Annotated in this window: 15 protein-coding genes; 6 read left to right on the top strand and 9 right to left on the bottom strand. The window is 66.4% G+C overall.

The genetic code is table 11. The annotated features are described in order from the left end of the window. Positions 1 to 56: 56 nt before the first annotated feature. From tsaE to ubiE, 6 genes are all read right to left on the bottom strand, one after another. On the bottom strand, positions 57 to 1,580 hold the full coding sequence (gene tsaE, locus IF803_RS14670; RefSeq protein WP_461192605.1) for a tRNA (adenosine(37)-N6)-threonylcarbamoyltransferase complex ATPase subunit type 1 TsaE: 1,524 nt from the start codon (positions 1,578 to 1,580) through the stop codon (positions 57 to 59). Continuing rightward, complete coding sequence (locus tag IF803_RS14665) at positions 1,577 to 4,087, bottom strand: sensor histidine kinase (RefSeq protein WP_461192604.1); 2,511 nt, start codon at positions 4,085 to 4,087, stop codon at positions 1,577 to 1,579. Before IF803_RS14665 ends, tsaE begins: the two co-directional genes overlap by 4 nt. Before the next feature lie 325 nt (positions 4,088 to 4,412). Continuing rightward, positions 4,413 to 4,871, bottom strand: coding sequence for a dUTP diphosphatase (dut, locus tag IF803_RS14660; RefSeq protein ID WP_304497897.1), 459 nt, complete (start codon positions 4,869 to 4,871; stop codon positions 4,413 to 4,415). After that, positions 4,868 to 6,295 (bottom strand): bifunctional phosphopantothenoylcysteine decarboxylase/phosphopantothenate--cysteine ligase CoaBC, encoded by a 1,428-nt coding sequence (gene coaBC / locus IF803_RS14655; protein ID WP_461192603.1) that lies wholly within the window; start codon positions 6,293 to 6,295, stop codon positions 4,868 to 4,870. The genes dut and coaBC overlap by 4 nt, the downstream gene beginning before the upstream one ends. Before the next feature lie 134 nt (positions 6,296 to 6,429). After that, the gene (gene ubiB / locus IF803_RS14650; protein ID WP_028341686.1) at positions 6,430 to 8,004 is read right to left on the bottom strand and encodes a 2-polyprenylphenol 6-hydroxylase; all 1,575 of its coding nucleotides are present in this window, start codon (positions 8,002 to 8,004) and stop codon (positions 6,430 to 6,432) included. Next, positions 8,001 to 8,762 carry a bifunctional demethylmenaquinone methyltransferase/2-methoxy-6-polyprenyl-1,4-benzoquinol methylase UbiE gene (gene ubiE, locus IF803_RS14645; RefSeq protein WP_016844705.1) on the bottom strand — a complete coding sequence of 254 codons (762 nt, stop codon included), beginning with the start codon at positions 8,760 to 8,762 and terminating at the stop codon, positions 8,001 to 8,003. Before ubiE ends, ubiB begins: the two co-directional genes overlap by 4 nt. 141 nt (positions 8,763 to 8,903) lie before the next feature. Here ubiE and mutM point away from each other — a divergent pair, with 141 nt between their 5' ends. From mutM to ggt, 3 genes are all read left to right on the top strand, one after another. Beyond that, on the top strand, positions 8,904 to 9,809 hold the full coding sequence (gene mutM, locus IF803_RS14640; RefSeq protein WP_461192602.1) for a bifunctional DNA-formamidopyrimidine glycosylase/DNA-(apurinic or apyrimidinic site) lyase: 906 nt from the start codon (positions 8,904 to 8,906) through the stop codon (positions 9,807 to 9,809). Between the two features lies 1 nt (position 9,810). Then, entirely contained in the window at positions 9,811 to 10,368 is a 558-nt protein-coding gene (locus tag IF803_RS14635) for a GNAT family N-acetyltransferase (RefSeq protein WP_461192601.1), read from the top strand. Positions 10,369 to 10,490: 122 nt separating this feature from the next. Then, positions 10,491 to 12,170 carry a gamma-glutamyltransferase gene (ggt, locus tag IF803_RS14630; protein ID WP_461192650.1) on the top strand — a complete coding sequence of 560 codons (1,680 nt, stop codon included), beginning with the start codon at positions 10,491 to 10,493 and terminating at the stop codon, positions 12,168 to 12,170. A gap of 418 nt (positions 12,171 to 12,588) precedes the next feature. On the opposite strand, the gene IF803_RS14625 is transcribed toward ggt, so the two are convergent. Continuing rightward, the gene (locus IF803_RS14625; RefSeq protein WP_461192600.1) at positions 12,589 to 13,947 is read right to left on the bottom strand and encodes a serine protease; all 1,359 of its coding nucleotides are present in this window, start codon (positions 13,945 to 13,947) and stop codon (positions 12,589 to 12,591) included. 224 nt (positions 13,948 to 14,171) lie between these two features. Here IF803_RS14625 and IF803_RS14620 point away from each other — a divergent pair, with 224 nt between their 5' ends. Next, positions 14,172 to 14,975 (top strand): HesA/MoeB/ThiF family protein, encoded by an 804-nt coding sequence (locus IF803_RS14620; protein WP_461192599.1) that lies wholly within the window; start codon positions 14,172 to 14,174, stop codon positions 14,973 to 14,975. Positions 14,976 to 14,984: 9 nt separating this feature from the next. Here the strand turns inward: IF803_RS14620 and IF803_RS14615 are convergent, their stop codons facing one another. Continuing rightward, positions 14,985 to 15,992 (bottom strand): aldo/keto reductase, encoded by a 1,008-nt coding sequence (locus IF803_RS14615; protein ID WP_461192598.1) that lies wholly within the window; start codon positions 15,990 to 15,992, stop codon positions 14,985 to 14,987. Positions 15,993 to 16,113: 121 nt separating this feature from the next. Here IF803_RS14615 and IF803_RS14610 point away from each other — a divergent pair, with 121 nt between their 5' ends. Then, positions 16,114 to 17,025, top strand: a complete 912-nt coding sequence (locus tag IF803_RS14610; protein ID WP_461192597.1) for a LysR family transcriptional regulator — start codon at positions 16,114 to 16,116, stop codon at positions 17,023 to 17,025. A 459-nt stretch (positions 17,026 to 17,484) separates the two neighbouring features. On the opposite strand, the gene IF803_RS14605 is transcribed toward IF803_RS14610, so the two are convergent. After that, the gene (locus IF803_RS14605) at positions 17,485 to 18,489 is read right to left on the bottom strand and encodes a 2-hydroxyacid dehydrogenase (RefSeq protein ID WP_461192596.1); all 1,005 of its coding nucleotides are present in this window, start codon (positions 18,487 to 18,489) and stop codon (positions 17,485 to 17,487) included. A 347-nt stretch (positions 18,490 to 18,836) separates the two neighbouring features. Between IF803_RS14605 and IF803_RS14600 the strand changes: the two genes are divergently transcribed. Beyond that, positions 18,837 to 19,364 (top strand): SH3 domain-containing protein, encoded by a 528-nt coding sequence (locus IF803_RS14600; protein ID WP_461192649.1) that lies wholly within the window; start codon positions 18,837 to 18,839, stop codon positions 19,362 to 19,364. The last annotated feature ends 42 nt before the right edge of the window (positions 19,365 to 19,406 follow it).

Genomic DNA, 19,406 nt, shown 5'->3' with positions numbered 1-19,406 from the left:
ATGGATCAGGTGCGGGCTCGGCAACCTTAGGGGGCCTGAGGCTAATAACCCGTAAACTACGGTACTGGAGGAGGGACGTTGGCTGTGTACCAGATGCGGAAGCTGGTCAGCGCCGGATGCGCCAGCGACCGCTCGAGATAGGTCCAGATCCGCGGCTGGTGCTTGAGATATTGCGGCTTGCCGTCGCGGCGGTTGAGCCGCGCAAAGGTGCCGAGCAGGCGGGTGTTGCGCTGCGCCGACATGATCGCATAGAGCTCGGCGAAGCCGGTCGGATCGAAGCTCTCATCGGTGGCGCGCCGCGCCTTGATGTAGCGGGTCAAGAGCGACAGCTCGAGCTGCTCCGGCACATCGAGCCGCGCGTCCTGCAGCAGCGACACCACGTCATAGGCCGCGGGGCCCAGCAGCGCGTCCTGGAAATCGATGACGCCGACGCGCAGGATACCGGTGCGTTCGGCAAGCCAGATGATGTTCGGCGAATGGAAGTCGCGGATCACCCAGGTCCGCGGCGCCGCCGCGGGCTTCTCAAGCAGGCCGCGCCACATCCCGAGAAATTCGGCGCGAAGCTCCTCGCTCGGCTGCACGCCGCGGTCGGGCAGATACCATTCCAGCATCAGCCCGATCTCGATCAACCAGGCGTCGATGTCGAACACCGGGATGTCGTAGCTCTCGTCCGATGTCAGCGGCAATTGCTCCGGCAGCACCTCGCGATGCAGCGCCGCCAGCATGTCGACGGCGGCCTCGTAACGCTCGGCGATCGGGTGCGGTGGATCGCCATCGATGATGCCTTCGGCGCCGAAATCCTCCGTGATGAGGAAGCCGGATCCGAGGTCGATGTGACGGATCGCAGGCGCGGAGAAACCATGCTTGCGCAGACCGTTTCCGATCGCGACGAACGGCCTGACGTCTTCGGCGAGATGCACTGCTGCGCTGTAGGACTGGCCGCTGTAGATCGCCGGGCCGTCGGGACGGCGCGGCGAGTTCATCAGGATGACGGTGCCGTCGTCGTTGCGCAGCCGCGCATAGGAGCGCGTCGAGGCATCGCCCGGCATGCGTTCGCGCCGGGCATTGAGAAAGCCCGCGCGATCGAGAAACTGGCGCAGCTCGTTGAGCCGCGCGACCTTCGCCGCGCCCTTGCCGTGGCCGGTGATCTCGGCCGCGCGCGCCGCCGATCCGAGCGCCGGACGATGGCTGAACGCGATATCGATGCGGTCGGCGGGCATCGCGTCGGGCGCCCGTTCCGGCCACTCGATCAGCGCCACGATGTCGTCGGGCAGCGGCGACAGCCCGATCTCCTCGAGCTCACTGGCGTCGTTGATGCGGTAGAGGTCGGCATGAACCAGCGGATACGACGGCAGCTCGTAGCTCTGCGCCAGCGTGAAGGTCGGGCTCGGCACCTCCAGCGCATCGTCGGCGGCGAGGTAACGGATCAGCGCGCGCGCGGCGGTGGTTTTGCCGGCGCCGAGGTCGCCGGACAGTGTGATGACGTCGCCGGCGCCGATCAGGAGCGCGAGGTCGGCCATCAGCTCCGCTGTCGCGGTCTCGTTCGCGAGCGCCACCGAGAATGTCGAGGTCGCCGTCATTCAGCAGCGTTGCGATGTGCGGTCTGGTCGATCGGGAAGTCGCAGGTCACGGTCGTGCCGCGGCCTACGGTCGAATCGACCCGCACCCGTCCGCCATGCAGTTCGACGAAGGAGCGGACCAGCGACAGGCCAAGCCCCGCGCCGCGGTGCCGCGAGCCGTGCGAATGGCTCTCGAACCAGTTGAACACCTTGTCGCGCATCTCGGCCGGAATGCCGGGACCGGCGTCGGTCACCGCAAACACCACGCTGTGCTCGGTGCGGTGCGCGCTGATCGTGACGGTGGCGTCATGCGGCGAGAAGCCGACCGCGTTGGCGAGCAGATTATACAGCACCTGCACCACGCGCCGCTCGTCGCCGACGAAGGCGCCGATCTCAGGCTCGATATCGACCTTCAGCGTGATGCGGTCGGTCGCGAGGCGATCCTGGATGCCTTCGGCGGCGGCCTCGATCGCCTGGCCGATATTGACCGGACCGAGCTCGAGCTTCATCGCACCGGCGTCGATGGTGGCGAGATCGAGAATGTTATTGGTCAACGCCAGCAGCGCGTTGGTCGATTTGGTGACGTAGTCGAGATATTCGGCCTGCTTCGGCGTCAGCGGTCCGGTCGAGGGATCGCTGAGGAAATGCGCGAAGCCGATGATGGTGGTGAGCGGTGCGCGCAGCTCGTAGGAAACGTGGTGGACGAAATCGACCTTCATCTGGTCGGCGGCTTCCAGCGCCTCGTTGCGCTCGCGCAGCGCCCGCTCGACATTTTCGGTGTCGGTGATGTCCTGGAAGGCGAGCAGGGTCTTTCCGTCGGGCAGCGGGATGGTCATGCAATTCAGCACGCTGCCGTCCTTGCGCTCGAGCTTGAGCGCGACCTGGGCGCGGTTCTCGATCGCGGTGATCTGCTCGCGCAGCGTGCGCCAGGTCAGGGCGTCGTCGAACAGCGGCCGGCACAGCGCTTCCACCGCCTCGATATGCGGCTCGCCCTGCAGCGCGTCGGCCGGCAGCTTCCACATCTTGGCGAAGGGCGGGTTGAACAGCTCGGCGCGGCCGTTGCTGCCGAACACCGCGACCGCCTCGCCGAGATTGTCCAGGGTCTCGCGCTGCACCCGCGTCAGGCGGTCGTAGCGGCGCGCGAGGTCGAGGCTCTCGGTGACGTTGTCGAACAGATAGGTGACGCCGCCCTCGAGGTTCGGCGTGGTGACCACGCTGATGGCGCGGCCGTCGGGCAGGAACCAGGTATAGGTCTCGGATTCGACCGCGCGATAGGCTTCGTGCAGCTTGGCCTTCCAGGCGCGGAAATCCGGCTGCTCCGGCAGCTTGCGGTTGGCGCGCAGCCGGTCCAGCACGCTGGAGTCGTCGGGGTTGCCGTCGAGGAAGGCCTGGTCGAGCCCCCACAGCCGCCGATAGGACTCGTTGTAGAAGGTGAGCCGCCGGTCGGCATCGAACACCGCGACGCCCGAGGACAATTGGTCGAGGGTGCGCCGGTGCGCTTCGACCATCCGCGCGATCGCCGCGCGCAATGCCGCAGCCTCGCTGGCGTCGATCGCGATGCCGGCGCTGCCGCCGGAGAGCTTGAGCGCCTGCACGTCGTAGATCCGCCGCTCGCCGCTGACGACGATCGGCAGCCGCGCGGCATAATTGGCATTGTCGTTCAGCGCGCGGGTCAATTCGGTGCGCTGGTCGCTTTCGAGCAGTTCGAGATTGCGCTGCAGCGCGTCCGACACGCTCTTGCCCTCGGTGGCGTGGACATAGGCCGCGTTGGCATAGCGCAGATTGCCCTCGAGGCTCTTGGCCCAGATCGGCCACGGCGCGGCGGCGGCGAAATCGCGCAGCAGCTCGGTTTCCTCCTGCAGCGACTTGTAGCGCAGGTTGGACTCGGCGAGCTCGCGGCGCAGGCCGCCGAGCTCGCGGATCCGCACGATGGCCTGACCGCCGATCGCGCGGCCCATCGCCTCGATGGCGCGGCCGGCCGATGTCGAGAGGTTGAGCAGGAACGCCTCGCCCTTCTCGCGCAGCGCGTCGACGGCGTGGTCCATCTGCAGCGCCGGCTCGGGCGGCAGCCAGGTTCCGAAGGCGAGGACGCGTTGCGGCGAGCCTTCCTGCGACATCACCAGCGAGATGTCGCCCGAGATCTGTGGCCGGTTGTCGCCCGCGGCCCAGGAGATCAGGACCTGCGGCTCGACGAACAGCAGCGCGCGCAGCCGGTCCGATTGCGCCTGCAGGTCCGCGATCTCGGACTGCAACTGCTCCTCGGCCCTCGTCGCGCGCACGCGGGTGCGCATCAGGAGGATCGCGGCGACGGCCGAGAAGCCGACCAGCGCAAGCGACGTCGCGAGGACCGCGACCTCCTGGTGATTGAAGCCGAAATGATCCGACATCGCCTGGGCGACCGGGCTCTCGGCGGCAAACGCGGCGCGCGCCGGCAGCAGCGCGGTGATGGCGAGCCCAATCATGCCGTCGCGCGCCAGTGAGGTGCATGACAGCAGGGTTCGACGCATTGCCGCGACTACGCCCGACATATGTTGCCCCAGAACGCACAAACCCCAGGCATGATCCGGAAAAGAGGAGACCGGTGTTCCCTCACGGCAAACGTACAACGTTTGTCCGCCGATCATGCCCAAGCAGGACCAGTCAGCCCGACGAAGACCCCCCGTCGCGCTCGAATCAAAACAGAATAGTCCCAACGGGACTCGGCGAGTAAGAGTCCAGACCGTGAACGCAGAATCCCCTGTGAAAAAATGCCGCCGGGTGGCGTGGATTTTACGCGAATTGACTCCGTAGTCGTGCGGAGAGTGCACCAAGCGTGCTCTTCCCGAGCTCGTCCGCACACTTCTCCGACGTGCTCTAGCGTCCGGTCGAGCCGAAGCCGCCGCTGCCGCGCCCGGTCGCCGACAGCACGTCGACCGGAACCAGCTCGGCCCTTGTGACCGGCGCGATCACCATCTGCGCGATGCGCTCGCCGCGCCGGATCGAAAACACCTCGTGGCCGTGATTGATCAGCAGCACGTTGATCTCGCCGCGATAGTCGGCGTCGATCGTGCCGGGGGAGTTCAGCACCGTGACGCCGTATTTGGCGGCAAGGCCGGAGCGCGGCCGCACCTGGGCCTCATAGCCCGGCGGCAGCGCGATCGTCAGCCCGGTCGGAACCATCTCGTAGCGGCCCGGCAGCAGCAGCAGCGGCGCTGACCGCGGCACCGCCGCGAGCAGGTCGAGGCCGGCGGCGTCGGCGGTCTGATAGATCGGCAGCAAGAGATCGGCGCCGTGCGGCAATTGGTGGACTTCGACCTTGATGGTGGCGCTCACGATGCGGTTCCTACGGCTCTTGCGATGCGCGACACCAGCGCGGTCGCGACTTCCTCCTTGGTCATGACGGGCCAGGAGTCGACGGTGACGTCCTTGCCCTCGCGCGAGAGCAGGTGAACGGTGTTGCGGTCGCCGCCCATCACGCCGGTCGCTGGCGAGACGTCGTTGGCGACGATCCAGTCGCAGCCCTTGCGCGCGAACTTCGCCTTGGCGTTCTCGATCAGGTGCTCGGTCTCGGCGGCGAAGCCGATCACCAGCGGCGGCCGCTGCTCCTTCAGCTTGGAAATTGTCGCGAGGATGTCCGGGTTCTCGACCAGCTGCAGCGGCGGCATGCCGGCCGCGGTCTTCTTCAGCTTCTGGCTGCCCTCGGTGGCGACCCGCCAGTCGGCGACCGCGGCGGCGAAGATCGCGACGTCGACCGGCAGCGCCGCCTCGACCCGGTGCAGCATGTCGCGCGCGGATTCTACGCGCATCACGGAGATGCCCTGGGGGTCGTCGAGCTCGACCGGGCCGGTCACCAGCACCACCTCGGCGCCGGCGGCGCGCGCGGCGGCGGCAATGGCAAAGCCCTGCTTGCCGGACGAGCGATTGGCGATGTAGCGGACCGGATCGATCGCCTCGTGGGTCGGGCCCGCGGTGATCAGCACCCGCTTGCCGGCCAGCGGACGCGGCTGCGGCGGGCGCAGCATGCGGTCGGCGGCGGCGGCGATCTCGGTCGGCTCGGCCATCCGGCCGACACCGGCTTCGCCGGCTTCCGCCATTTCTCCCGCATTCGGTCCGACGGTATGGACGCCGTCGCGGCGGAGCTGCAGCACATTGCGGCGGGTGGCCGGATTGTTCCACATCAGCGGGTTCATCGCCGGCGCCAGCAGGATCGGCCGGTTGGCCGCCAGCAAGGTGGCGGTGGCGAGATCGTCGGCATGGCCCTGCGCCATCTTGGCCATTAGGTCGGCGGTCGCCGGCGCCACCACGATCAGGTCGCAGTCCCGCGCCAGGCGGATATGGCCGGCGTCGAATTCGCTCTCGGCGTCGAACAGGTCGGTGTAGACGCGCTCATGCGACAGCGCGCTGGCGGCGAGCGGGGTGACGAATTGCTGGGCCGCCCTGGTCAGCACGCAGCGGACCTGGATGTGCCGTTCCTTGAGCCGCCGGATCAGATCCAGCGCCTTGTAGGCCGCTATCCCCCCGCCGATGATCAGGGTGACGCGCGGCTCGCCGGCCGCGCTGGCGGCCCGCGGAGCAGGGGCTGCTGCCACTGTCGCGGAACCCGGGCCGGGCGCCTCGGCAGGCTCCGTACCGCCGTCTGCAAGGTCCCGGAGGATCACCCGGACCTCCTCCTCGACCGAGCGGCCGTTTTTGGCGGAGCGCAGCCGCAGATAGGCCTTCAGCGTGTCGTCGAGTTTACGGATGGTCAGGCTGGCCATGGCGTGCTGCCCTCAAAGCATGATCCGGAAAAGTGTGAAGCGGTTTTCCCTCGCGACAAACGCAAGGCGTTTGCGCGGAGATCATGCTCAAACAAGCGTGATAGCGATGCTATCACATAGTGCATGCATTGCAATCAGTGCGCCCGGATGGCGAAAAAGATCGCGATGGAGGCGATCGCAATGACCCAGAGGCCGACGGTCTGCACCCGCGCCTTGCGGGCCTCGGCGCGGGCCATTTCGTCGATCGAGTCCGACGACAGCATGTGGCCCTCCAGCGTCATGGTCTCCAGCTGCTCGAGCACCGTGACGGCGCGGTTGGCGATCGACGGCAGGTTGGCGAGGATGCGGCCGAGCTCGCCCGCGCCCGAGATCGCGCCCTGGATGCGGCCGGCCGGGCCGAGATTCTGCGTGATCCATTCGCGCACCACGGGGTCGGCGATCTTCCAGATGTCGAGCTTCGGGTCGAAGCCGCGCGCCACGCCCTCGACCACCACCATGGTCTTCTGCAGCAGGATCAGCTCGGGGCGCGTCTGCATGTCGAACAGGCCGGTGACCTCGAGCAGAAGCGTGAGCAGCTTCGCCATCGAGATTTCCTCGGCGGTGCGGTTGTGGATCGGCTCGCCGATCGCGCGGATCGCTTGCGCGAAATTCTCCACCGAATGGTGGCCCGGCACATAGCCGGCCTCGAAATGCACCTCGGCGACGCGGCGATAGTCGCGGGTGATGAAGCCGAGCAGGATCTCGGCCAGGAAGCGCCGCTCCTTCAGCCCGAGCCGTCCCATGATGCCGAAATCGACCGCGACCAGCCGGCCGGCCTCGTCGAGGAACAAATTGCCGGGATGCATGTCGGCATGGAAGAAGCCGTCGCGCAGCGCGTGGCGCAGGAAGCTCTGGATCACCTTGCGGCCGAGATCGGGCAAATCGACCTTGGCCTGCGCCAGCCGGACGTGATCGTTCAGCGCGATGCCGTCGATCCACTCCATCGTCAGCACACTGTGCGCGGTGCGGTCCCAATCCACCGCGGGGACGCGGAAGTCCGGATCGTCGCGGGTGTTCTCGGCCATCTCGGACAGCGCGGCCGCCTCGAGCCGCAGGTCCATCTCCATCGCGACCGAGCGCGACATCGTGTTGATGACCTCGATCAGCCGCAAGCGCCGCGCCTCGGCGGAATGCGCCTCGGCCTTGTGCGCGACAAAGAAGAAGTCGCTGAGGTCGCGGCGGAAGCGCGCGGCGACATTGGGCCGGAGCACCTTGACCGCAACCTGCTGCCGGACGCCGTCGCGCTCGATCTCGCCGCGATGCACCTGCGCGATCGAGGCTGCGGCAACCGCAGGGCCCAGATGCACGAAGGCCTGCGCCAACGGCCGTTCCAGCGATTGCGTGATGACGGTTTCGGCCGCTTCCTGCGCGAACGGCGGCAGCCGGTCCTGCAGGGCTTCGAGATCGCGCGCCATCGCCACGCCGACCACGTCGGGGCGGGTGGCGAGGAATTGCCCGAGCTTGAGATAGGCCGGTCCGAGCCGCGTCAGTGCGCGCGACAACCGTGGACCGGACTTGGCCGAGCGGCGCTCGATCAGCCGCGCCAGCTTCAGCGCGAGCTGCCCGGGCGGCGGCACCAGCGCGGGATCGACGACGCCGAACACGCCCTCGCGCGCAAACACGAAACCGGCGCGGGCGAGGCGCGTGATGTGGGTCAGTGCAGAGATCACAAACGCCAGCCCGAATGCAGCGCCACGATGCCGCCGGAGAGGCTCTGCCACTTCACGCGGGCAAAGCCGGCGGCGCCGATCATCTCGGCAAACGCGTTCGGCCGCGGGAATTTGCGGATCGACTCGACGAGATATTGATAGGACTCGGCATCACCGGTGACGGCGCGGCCGAGCGGCGGGATCACCTTGAAGGAAAACAGATCGTAGATCTTGTCGAGGCCGGGCACGTCGACGGTGGAGAATTCCAGGCACAGGAAGCGGCTGCCGGGCTTGAGCACGCGATAGGCCTCGCGCAGCGCAAGGTCGATCTGCGGCACGTTGCGGATGCCGAACGCGATGGTGTAGGCGTCGAACGCGCGGTCGGCGAAGCCCAACGCCTCGGCGTTGCCCTCGACGAACGACACGCGGTCATCGAGGTGCTGCTTCGCGGCGCGCTCGCGGCCGACGGCGAGCATGTCGGTATTGATGTCGCAGACCGTGGCATGAAAGCCCGCGCCCGCGGTCTTGGCGGCCCGGAACGCGATGTCGCCGGTGCCGCCGGCGACGTCGAGCAGCGCGAACGGCCGGTCGCCCTTCGGCGGATCGAGCGTCGTGATCATGACGTCCTTCCAGGCCCGGTGCAGGCCTGCCGACATCAGGTCGTTCATCAGGTCGTAGCGTGACGCCACGCTGTGAAACACGTCGTTCACCAGCGTCTGCTTCTCGCCCAGGGGCACGTCCCTGAAGCCGAAATGGGTGGTTTGATCCGGCCGATCCATCACTCAGAACTCTTACCCTTTTTGGTCGCGTTTTCTTCACGCGAACCGGTAGCCGCTTCGCTCGAAAAACGCTCCAGCCAAACCATAGCGCGGCGGCCGCAATGGCGCTATCACGTCACTTCCAAAAGGTGAATGCCTGCCATGCCGGAATTACCCGAAGTCGAGACCGTCCGCCGCGGCCTGCAACCGGCCATGGAGGGGTCCAGGATCCTCAAGGCCGAGGCCCGCCGCAAGGATTTGCGGTTTCCGTTTCAAAAAGACTTTATCGCCCGGCTCGAGGGCCGGACCATCACCGGGCTCGGCCGCCGTGCCAAATATCTGATGGCGGACCTGAACTCCGGCGACGTGCTGCTGATGCATCTGGGCATGTCGGGCTCGTTCCGCGTGCTGAAAGGCGAAGGCGCGGCGACGCCGGGGCAATTCCACCATCCGCGCAGCGAGGATCGCGCGCATGATCACGTCGTGTTCCACATGTCTTCGGGCGCGGCCGTCGTCTTCAACGATCCCAGGCGCTTCGGCTACATGAAGGTCATCGCGCGCAACGCGATCGACGATGAGCCGCTGCTGAAAGGGCTCGGTCCCGAGCCGCTCGGCAACGAGTTCGACGCGGCGATGCTGGCGCGCTCCTGCCACAACAAGAAGACCAGCCTGAAGGCGGCGCTGCTCGACCAGCGCGTGGTGGCGGGACTTGGCAACATCTATGTCTGCGAGGCGCTGTTTCGTTCGCATCTGTCGCCGCGGCGATTGGCCGCGACGCTTGCAACGAAGTCCGGACAACGCAAAGGCGTTGCCGGGGGCGAGCCCACCGACCACGCCAGGCGATTGGTCGACGCGATCCATTCGGTGCTCAACCAGGCGATCAAGGCCGGCGGCTCCTCGATCAACGACCATCGATTGACCAATGGCGATCTCGGCTACTTCCAGCATTCGTTCCAGGTCTACGACCGCGAGGGCGAGACGTGCCGCACGTCGGGCTGCGAGGGCATCGTCAGGCGCTTCACCCAGAACGGCCGTTCGACGTTCTGGTGCCCGAAGTGTCAGAAGTAACATGTTCGAGACCCCGCGCATCGAGACGCCGCGCCTGATCCTGCGGCCGCTTGCGCTGTCGGATGCCGCGGCGATCCAGCGTCACTTCAACAATTGGAATGTGATCAAGACTCTCGCCACGGTGGTGCCGTGGCCCTATCCCGGCGACGGTGCGGAAAGTTTTATCAGGCGGGAGCTGGATAAGATCGCGGCCGGCGAGGAAAGCTATCAATGGGTGCTGGTGTTGCGTGCCGGCGATGGCGAGGCGATCGGCAACATCAATTTCCGGCCGCGCGCCGATGGCCGCAAGGGCAATCGCGGATTCTGGCTCGCCGAGCCCTATTGGAATCAGGGCCTCATGACCGAGGCGATCGCGGCGGTGAACGATTTCGCCTTCCTGACGCTCGGCCTTGCCAGCTTCCATGTCTGCAACGCGCAGTCCAACGTCGCCTCGCGCCGGGTCAAGCAGAAGACCGGCGCCGAATTCATAGGCTTCGTCGAGCTTCCGCACCACAATGGCGAATCCAGAGCGGAGAAGTGGAAGGTTACGCGCGAGACCTGGTTGCGCGATCGACGCTGACATCGCTTTTGCGAATGCGGCCATGACGAAAGCGACAGCTTGACCGCGCATGCGAGGCTGGCGAACATAGGTCCCATCGCTCCATCAAGAACGAGAAGACAATGGCGATGAACGGCATGTCGATGAATGACGCTTGGCGCGATCGCGCCGCGACAAGTTTTCAATGCGAGAAGCAACCGGCCACCAGCAGCCGCGGCATGGTGGTGAGCAATCATCCGCTGGCATCGAGCGCGGGCGCCGAGATGTTAGCTGCCGGCGGCAACGCGATCGATGCGGCGATCGCCACCTTGTTCACGCTGACCGTGGTCGAGCCAATGATGGTCGGCATCATCGGCGGCGGCATGGCGCATATTCGCCTCGCCGACGGAAGCCATCGCTTCATCGATGGCCAAAGCACGGTGCCGCAGGCGGTAAAGCCGGATACCTACACCTCGAAGCCCGGTTCGGCGCATGACGTGTTCGACACCGTCGGCAACGAGAATTTGAACGGGCCGAAGGCGGTCGCGGTGCCGGGCTCGCTGAAGGCCTGGTGCGAGACGCTGCGCCGCTTCGGCACCATGAGTCTCGCCGACGTGATGCAGCCGGCGATCAAGCACGCCGCGCGCGGCTATGCGGCGACGCCCTATTTGCACGAATGCATCACCGACGGCGCCGAGGAGATGCTGAAGGACAAGCCGATCTCGGCGATCTATCTGCCTGATGGCACGCCGCTGAAGCCCGGCGAGCGCGTGGTGCAGGCGGAATATGCCGAGACGCTGAAATACATCGCCGATCATGGCGACAACGCGCTCTACCAGGGACCGCTCGGCGATATCCTGGTCGACTACATGAAGAAGAACGACGGCTTCATCGCACAACACGATCTCGCGACCTACAAGACCGTCGAGCGGCAGCCGATCCGCTGCGATTACCGCGGCTGGGAAATCCTCGGGCCCCCGCCGCCGGCGGCGTCAGGCGTGCACATCACGCAGATGCTCAACATCCTCGAAGGTTATGACATCGCGCACCTCGGCTTCGGTACGGCCGAGACCATCCACTATCTCGCCGAGGTGCTGAAGATCGCCTTTGCCGACCGCGCGGCCGCGAGCGGCGATCCCGCCTATATCAACGTCCCGGTGGAGCGGCTGACCTCGAAGGCCTATGCCGAGGAGCGCCGCCGCGCGATCGATCCCGCTGCCGCGCAGGCCTGGAGCGCCGGCGTCACCCCGCTCGAAAGCGCGCACACCACGCACATGACCGCGGCGGATGCGATGGGCAATGTGGTCGCGACCACCCAGACCATCAACAATCTGTTCGGCGCCAAGATCCTGATCCCCGGCCTCGGCACCGTGCCGAACAACTACATGAATCTGTTCGATCCGCGGCCGGGCCACGCGCTGTCGCTGGCCGCCGGCAAGCGCGTCACCACCTCGATGTCGCCGATGATGGCGCTGCGCGACGGCAAGCTCACTTACGCGCTCGGCCTGCCCGGCGGCAAACGCATCTTCCCGAGCGCGATGCAGGCGCTGATCAATTTGATCGACCACGGCATGAGCCTGCAGGAGGCGGTCGAAGCGCCGCGGGTCTGGACCGAGGGCAATGCGCTGGAGGTCGAGCAGGCGGTGCCGGAGGCCGTCCGCGCCGCGCTTTCAGCGAAGGGCCACAGCGTGCAAGTGGTGCCGACGGTGGCCGGCGGCATGAACGCGATCCAGTTTCACGCTGACGGCACGATGTCGGGCGCAGCCTGCTGGCGCGCCGACGGCACCCCGGTCGGCATTGCCGGCGGTCTCGCCCGCGCCGGTGTGCGGTTTGCGTTGAGGTGACGCCGACTACGCTGTTTGACAGGTTGAACCGAGAGCCATCCTCACCGTCGTCCTGGCGAAAGCCAGGACCCATTACCCCTAATCTCATTGCTGTGCGACGCCGGGGCCGCGATCCTGTTTCATCGCTGAATGCGGTGGTTATGGGTCCTGGCTTTCGCCAGGACGACATGTGAAGAGTGGTAGCTGAATCACAAATGACTATGGAATGCTGGACCGTCCGCCAGAGCCTGTCCCCATCGTCGTCCCGGCGAAGGCCGGGACCCATAACCACAGCCCGTCATTGTTACGCGCTGCTGAAACGACGAGTCCCGCCTACAACGCCTGCTGCGGCGTATGGGTCCCGGCCTACGCCGGGACGACGAGATGGACAGAACCCGGTCTGCTCTGCGGGATCACCCGCAAGCGGGGCGAGGTGAACTTACTTCCTGACGCAGATCACGCGGACCACGGCGGCCTTGGCGTCCGCCGAGTCGCCCGACGCGGTGACGCCATGCGCTTTCAGGAAGCTGCGCACCGTGTCGGCCGGCACCAGCGCGGCCTGCGCCGGCGGCGCCGCGTTTGCGGGGCCTGCAACGATGACGAGCTTCAGCACCGCGATGCCGGCAAACCTGCCGCCGCTATCGAGCGCCGCCGCGCCGGAGAACCCGAGCGCAGGCGCCGGTGACAGCGCCTGATCACCGCCGCCGATCTGTGCGACCGAAGCCTTGACGCTGCTCGCGGCCGCGCCGCCGCCCTGGCTCTGCGGATCGGCGATCCCGGTGATGTCGAGCGCGGTCTGCGTCGCCTGGCCTGCGATATTGAGTGGCCTCAGGCCCCGCGCGCCATAGATGCGCAGCAGTGCGAGGTCGTGATCCCTGTCGTCGGCGACCCGATCGGCATTGCCATAGCCCGGGATCGTCAGCGCGATGCAGTCGTCGGTCGCCACGCGATCGGTCACGACGGCCCCGTCGTCGCTGACCACGACGCCGGTGGCATATTCGACGGTCTTGCGCGGCGGCGGACCGGCCTGCACGGCGGCCGGAAATGCATTGAAGGCACTCGACATCGCGATCACCACCGGCTCGATGCTGGTTTGCATCGCCTGGTCATAGAGGATGGTGAGGATGCGGACCTCGTCGCCCTTCAAGGTGCCGCGCAGATAGAACTTCTTCAGCCCCTGCATGCCCGACAGCACGAAGAAATCCGGCTTCACCACGGTGTAGTCTATGGTGCGGCCGGCCGGTTCCTTCTTTTCCTGCTCGGCAAGCTTTGCGGTGGTCGGGCTCGCTTCCTTGCGCCGGGTCAGCAGTACCTGGACAGTGCCGGTCGGCGAGGTCCATTTGAACCCGGAGGCGTCGCTGTTGATCTGCGGCACCAGCTTGGTCGGAATGCCGAGCCGCGCCCCGGTGGCCGGCTCGGTGACGATCCGCCAGCCGACAGCCTCCTGCTTCCGCCGCGCCGTGTCGGCGAGCACGCCGCGCTCCTGCGGGTTCAGCACGCCGGTCGGCTTGCCGCCGCGCTTCTTCTGGAATTCCTTGATCGCATTGACCATGCGCTCGCTGACGTCGCCGGTAATCGCGCCGTTATATTCGCCGACCCAGGCGAGGTCCGATTGCAGCGCCAGCCGTTCGGCCTGCGCCATCGCGCCCGCGGTATCCTCCGGCTTCTGCAAAGCGGGGCGGATCGGCACCGTCGTCACGGTCTTCGGCTTCGCCCCCGCCGTCGAGGGCGGGGTCATCTGGGCCTGCGCCATGCCCATGGCAGCGGCCATCAATGTTGCCGAAAGCACCGATCTCATGACAAATCCGGGGGGAATGACTGACACCATTGACGTCCAGGCAATTAAGCACATCTGCTTGGTCGGCAACAACCGCGCTCCGGTTCAGGGAGCGCGTCAACCCTCATCCCGAGGAGCGGCGTCAGCCGCGTCTCGAAGGATGAGGCCACGGACCGGGCCTCATGGTTCGAGACGCGCGTGCCGCGCTCCTCACCATGAGGGTCACGGGTAGGATAGATGAGACGATGCTGAGTGCCGACGAACTTGAACGCTATGCCCGCCATATCGTGCTGCGCGAGGTGGGCGGCCCCGGCCAGAATGCGCTGAAAAAAGCGTCGGTGCTGGTGATCGGCGCCGGCGGCCTCGGCGCGCCGGTGCTGATGTATCTGGCCGCCGCCGGCGTCGGCCGGCTCGGCGTGATCGATGACGATATCGTCTCGCTCTCCAACCTGCAGCGCCAGATCATCCATGCGACGTCTGATATCGGCAAGCGCAAGGTCGACAGCGCGGCGGCGCAGATCCATGCGCTCAATCCGCATGTGACGTTCGAGGCGCATCCAATGCGGCTCACCGCCGACAATGCGATGGCGCTGATCGCGCGTTACGATCTCGTGCTCGATGGCTCCGACAATTTCGAGACCCGCTATCTCGTCGCCGATGCGTGCTTCCTCGCGAAGCGGCCGCTGATCACGGCGGCGCTGGGCCAGTTCGACGGTTCGCTGACCACGATCCGCGCGCATGAGAAGAATGCGGAGGGCGAATTCAACCCGACCTATCGCTGCCTGTTTCCGGAGGCGCCGCCGCCGGGCACGGTGCCGGCTTGCGCCGAGGCCGGTGTGATGGGCGCGCTCGCCGGCGTCCTGGGATCGATGATGGCGCTGGAGGCGATCCGCGAGATCGTCGGCTTCGGCGAGGGCCTGGTCGGCCGGCTCCTGATGGTGGATGCGCGCGCGATGCGGTTCGAAACCCTGCGCTACGCGCGCGATCCGCAGAACCCGCTCAATGGCGATGGGCCTGTCATCACTGATCTCAGCGCCCATCGCACCTGATTGGCGCCGTCACCTGGTGGCCGGCTTCTCGCTGTCGAGATGCGCCATTTGCTCGGCCGCATAGCGCGTGCCGGCAGCGATATCCGGCGGGAAGGCTTTCGACAGCGCCGCGAGATGAGCTTGCGTCAGCGTCAGCCTGGTCGCGCCGAGCGCTTCGGTGAGACGGTTGCGGGTGCGGGCGCCGACCAGCGGCACGATCTCCTTGCCCTGTGCCGCGACCCACGCGATTGCGACCTGTGCCGGCGTTGCTCCGATCTCGGCGGCAATGGCGCGCAACTGGTCCACCAGCGCGAGATTGGCATCGAGGTTCGCGCCCTGGAAGCGCGGCGTCATCAGCCGGTAGTCCCTGCCGATCTTGCCGGACTCCTTCGACCAGTGGCCGCTGATCAGTCCGCGCGCCAGCACGCCGTAGGCTGTGATGCCGATGCCGAGCTCGCGGCAGGTCGCCAGGATGTCGCGCTCGATGCCACGCTCGATCAGCGAGTATTCGATCTGGAGATCGACGATCGGATGCACGGCATGCGCGCGGCGGATGGTGTCGGAGCCGACCTCGGACAGGCCGATATGTCTGATGTAGCCGGACTTCACCAGATCGGCGAGGCCGCCGATCGTCTCCTCGATCGGAACGTTGGGATCGAGACGTGCAGGCCGGTAGATGTCGATGTAGTCGGTGCCGAGACGTTGCAGCGAATAGGCGAGGAAGTTCTTCGTCGCGGCCGGCCGGGTGTCCATTCCGGCGAATTCACCCGCGGGGCCGCGAAGCGCGCCGAACTTGACGCTGATCTGCAGCCGGTCGCGCCCGACGTCCTTCAGGGCTTCCTGTACCAGCATCTCGTTGTGCCCCATGGCGTAGAAGTCGCCGGTGTCCAGCAGCGTGATGCCGGCATCGAGCGCCGCATGCACCGTGGCGATGCTCTCGCCGCGATCGGCCGGGCCATAGACCTCGGACATGCCCATGCAGCCGAGGCCGAGGGCCGAGACGGTGGGCCCGGTTGAGCCGAGTTTGCGTGTGTCCATGTGGATGTTCCTCGAACGTTGGCGGCGGAAAATCCGTCGCCAAATGCCGAGGTGATATGGGCCGGTCGGTTTCGGACGATAAGCTGGACAATCGCGAATAGCTTGTTCACTATATCGAACAATGCAGGATTTCGACCTTCGCGACCTCGACGCCTTCGTGGCGGTGGCGCGCACGCGCAATTTCCGGCGTGCCGCGCTCGAGCAGCGCGTCTCGGTCTCCAGCCTCAGCCAGCGCCTGCGCGACATGGAGGAGCGGCTCGGCGTCCGCCTGATGAACCGCACCACCCGCAGCGTCGCGCTGACCGAGGCCGGCGAACTGCTGCTCGCCCGCGTCGCGCCGGCCATGGTCAACGTCGCCGATGCGATCACGGAGGTGCGCGGCCTGCGCGCCGAGCCGTCGGGGCGGTTGCGCATCAACGCGCCGCCGCCCGCGGTCGATCTCGTGCTGGCGCCGATGATCGCGCCGTTCCTCGCCAGATATCCGCGGGTCGATCTCGACGTCGTCGCGGAGAGTGCGTTCGTCGACATCGTCGCGCAGGGCTTTGACGCCGGCGTGCGTTACGGCGAGCATCTGGCGCAGGACATGGTCGCGGTCCCGCTCGGCGCGCCGCAGCGTTACGCGATCGTGGCGTCCAGTGAGTATGTCGCAAAGCATGGCCGGCCGATGCATCCGAAGGATCTGCTGGCGCACCCCTGCATCCGCAGCCGCTTCAGCAACGGCGTGATGTTCGATTGGGAGTTCGAGAAGAACGGCCGCGTGGTGAAGATCTCGCCGCCGGCCAAGTTGACCGCGACGCATCTCGGCCTTGCGCTGCGCGCGGTCCATGACGGCGTCGGCTACTGGGCGACGTTCGAGGGCTATGTCCGCTACGGCGTCAAATCCGGCGCGCTGGTCAGCGTGCTCGACGACTGGTGCCCGCCGTTCGACGGACCGTTCCTCTATTATCCGAGCCGCCGTCAGCCGCCGCCCGCGCTCGCCGCGTTCGTGTCGTTCGTCGCCGACTGGCGCAAGCAGGCGCGGCGGAAGAAGTAAGGCAGGACCTCGCCACATCGCCGTCCCGGCCTTGACCCGGGACCAGCTCTCACAATGACGAAGGCTGGAGCTCCAGCTCGGCGCAACCATGAACTGCGGTGGTTATGGGTCCCTGCTTTCGCAGGGACGACACCGAATGTTGGTCTCAGAGCATGCTCGGCAATCCCGTAGCCCGACGCGCCAAGTTGCCTGGTCGAGCGCCGGCCGCACCGGCTACTTTGCATGGGGTTGTTTTCGATATTTTGGCAGCTCGCCTCTCATCCGGGCCGCAAATCTCTCTTCCCCTTCCCCCTGAAAGGGGGAAGGTCGGGATGGGGGTCAGCCACACGCACCGTCGCTCGTGGAGAGAGATGATCCCCACCCGCTTTGCTCTGGCGAGCAAAGCGACCTCCCCTTTTCAAGGGGAGGTTGGAGCTGCGTGGCTTGGATCGAGCGCGGCGTAATCCCGGCTGCGAGCACTTACAGCATGCTCGGCAGCACGCGATCCGGCGGCTTGTGGGCGTCGAGGAAGGTTCGGATGTTGATGATCACCTTCTCGCCCATCTCGACGCGGCCTTCGATGGTGGCCGAGCCCATATGCGGCAGCAGCGTCACCTTGCCGGCCCTGGCGAGCCGCACCAGCTTGGGGTTCACCGCGGGCTCGTGCTCATAGACGTCGAGGGCTGCGCCGCCGATATCGCCGGCTTCGATCAGCTTGATCAGCGTGTCCTCGTCGATCACCTCGCCGCGCGCGGTGTTGACGACATAGGCCTCTTTGCGGATCAGCTTGAGCCGCCGCGCCGAGAGCAGATGATAGGTCGCCGGCGTGTGCGGGCAGTTCACCGAGATGATGTCCATCCGCGCCAGCATCTGGTCGAGGCTTTCCCAATAGGTCGCGCCGAGCTCTTCGGCGATCATAGGCGCCACCGGGCGGCGGTTGTGATAGTGGATCTGCAGGCCGAAGGCGCGGGCACGGCGGGCCACGGCCTGGCCGATGCGGCCCATGCCGACGATGCCGAGCCTCTTTCCACCGATGCGGTGGCCGAGCATCCAGGTCGGCGACCAGCCCGCCCAGTGCTGCTTGCCTTCGGTCAGGATCGAGGCGCCCTCGATCATGCGCCGCGGCACCGCAAGGATCAGCGCCATGGTCATGTCGGCGGTGTCCTCGGTCAGCACCTTCGGGGTATTGGTCACCGTGATACCGCGCGCATGCGCCGCGGCGACGTCGATATTGTCGACGCCGTTGCCGAAATTGGCGATCATCTTCAGCTTGCAGTCGGGCTGATTGATCACGTCCTCGCGGATCATGTCGGTCACGGTCGGCACCAGCACGTCGGCGGTTCGCGCCGCCTCGGCGATCTGCTCCGGCGTCATCGGCGTGTCGTCGAGATTCAATCTGGCGTCGAACAGCTCGCGCATCCGGGTCTCGATCGAGTCCGGCAGCTTGCGGGTGACGACGACGAGAGGCTTTTTCTTCACCGACATGTCCTGCTTTCATGGGGCGCGCGGCTTGCCAAAAAACAAACCGTTCAGGCCTCATTAACCCGGTTGTTCGACACTGCTGATAGCCGTGCTGTCCCGGCGTTTCCTTCGCGTTTCCTAGGGTTCCCCGATACTTGCCCCGGCTTTTCGCCAAGGCGAAACAACGGGAAATTCGGGTGTTCTGGCTCTCAGGCGTTCCGTCCTCTCTAGCAGAAGGCCGGGCCAAGACAAGAACCCCCCGGACTTGCTGTGCGGGAGCGAACGGGCGCAGGCGCAGGGGCCTTCGGGCGTGGTTGGGGTTGCAGTGCGCCGAATGCGGGTTGGGCATCTCGGCAGGAGACGAGTTGATGGTGGCGCTCTGGCGTTTCAGTTCATTGGTGGCGCTGGTCGGAAGCATGCTGAGTGCGTCGGTCATGCCCGGACATTCCGCCAAGGATTTGAGCCCCACCACCAGCGGCCTGCCGATCCCGCGCTATGTCAGCCTGAAGTCGGATCATGTGAACGTCCGGGCCGGCCCGACCAAGGACAATGACGTCGCCTGGGTCTATACGCGGTCGGGGCTGCCGGTCGAAATCACCGCCGAGTTCGAGAACTGGCGCCGGGTGCGCGATTCCGAGGGCGCCGAAGGCTGGGTCTATCATTCCCTGCTGTCCGGCCGTCGCACCGCCGTCGTCACCATGAAGAACAAGGACGATCTGGCCTCGCTCTACGATCGCCCCGATGCCACCAGCGCGATCGCGGCGCGCCTGCAGGCCGGCGTCGTCGCGCAGGTGAAGAAATGCGCCAATAACTGGTGCCGGGTCACCGGCAACGGCTTCGACGGCTGGATCGAGCAGCAGCGCCTCTGGGGCGTCTACGCCGACGAGAAGGTGGACTGAGCTTCCCCGTCCCCAAATGAAAATGGCCGGGACGAGCCCGGC

This window comes from Bradyrhizobium sp. UFLA06-06, assembly GCF_054820065.1.
Note: the sequence above shows the minus strand (reverse complement) of the source record. Positions and strands in the feature narration are given on the sequence as shown.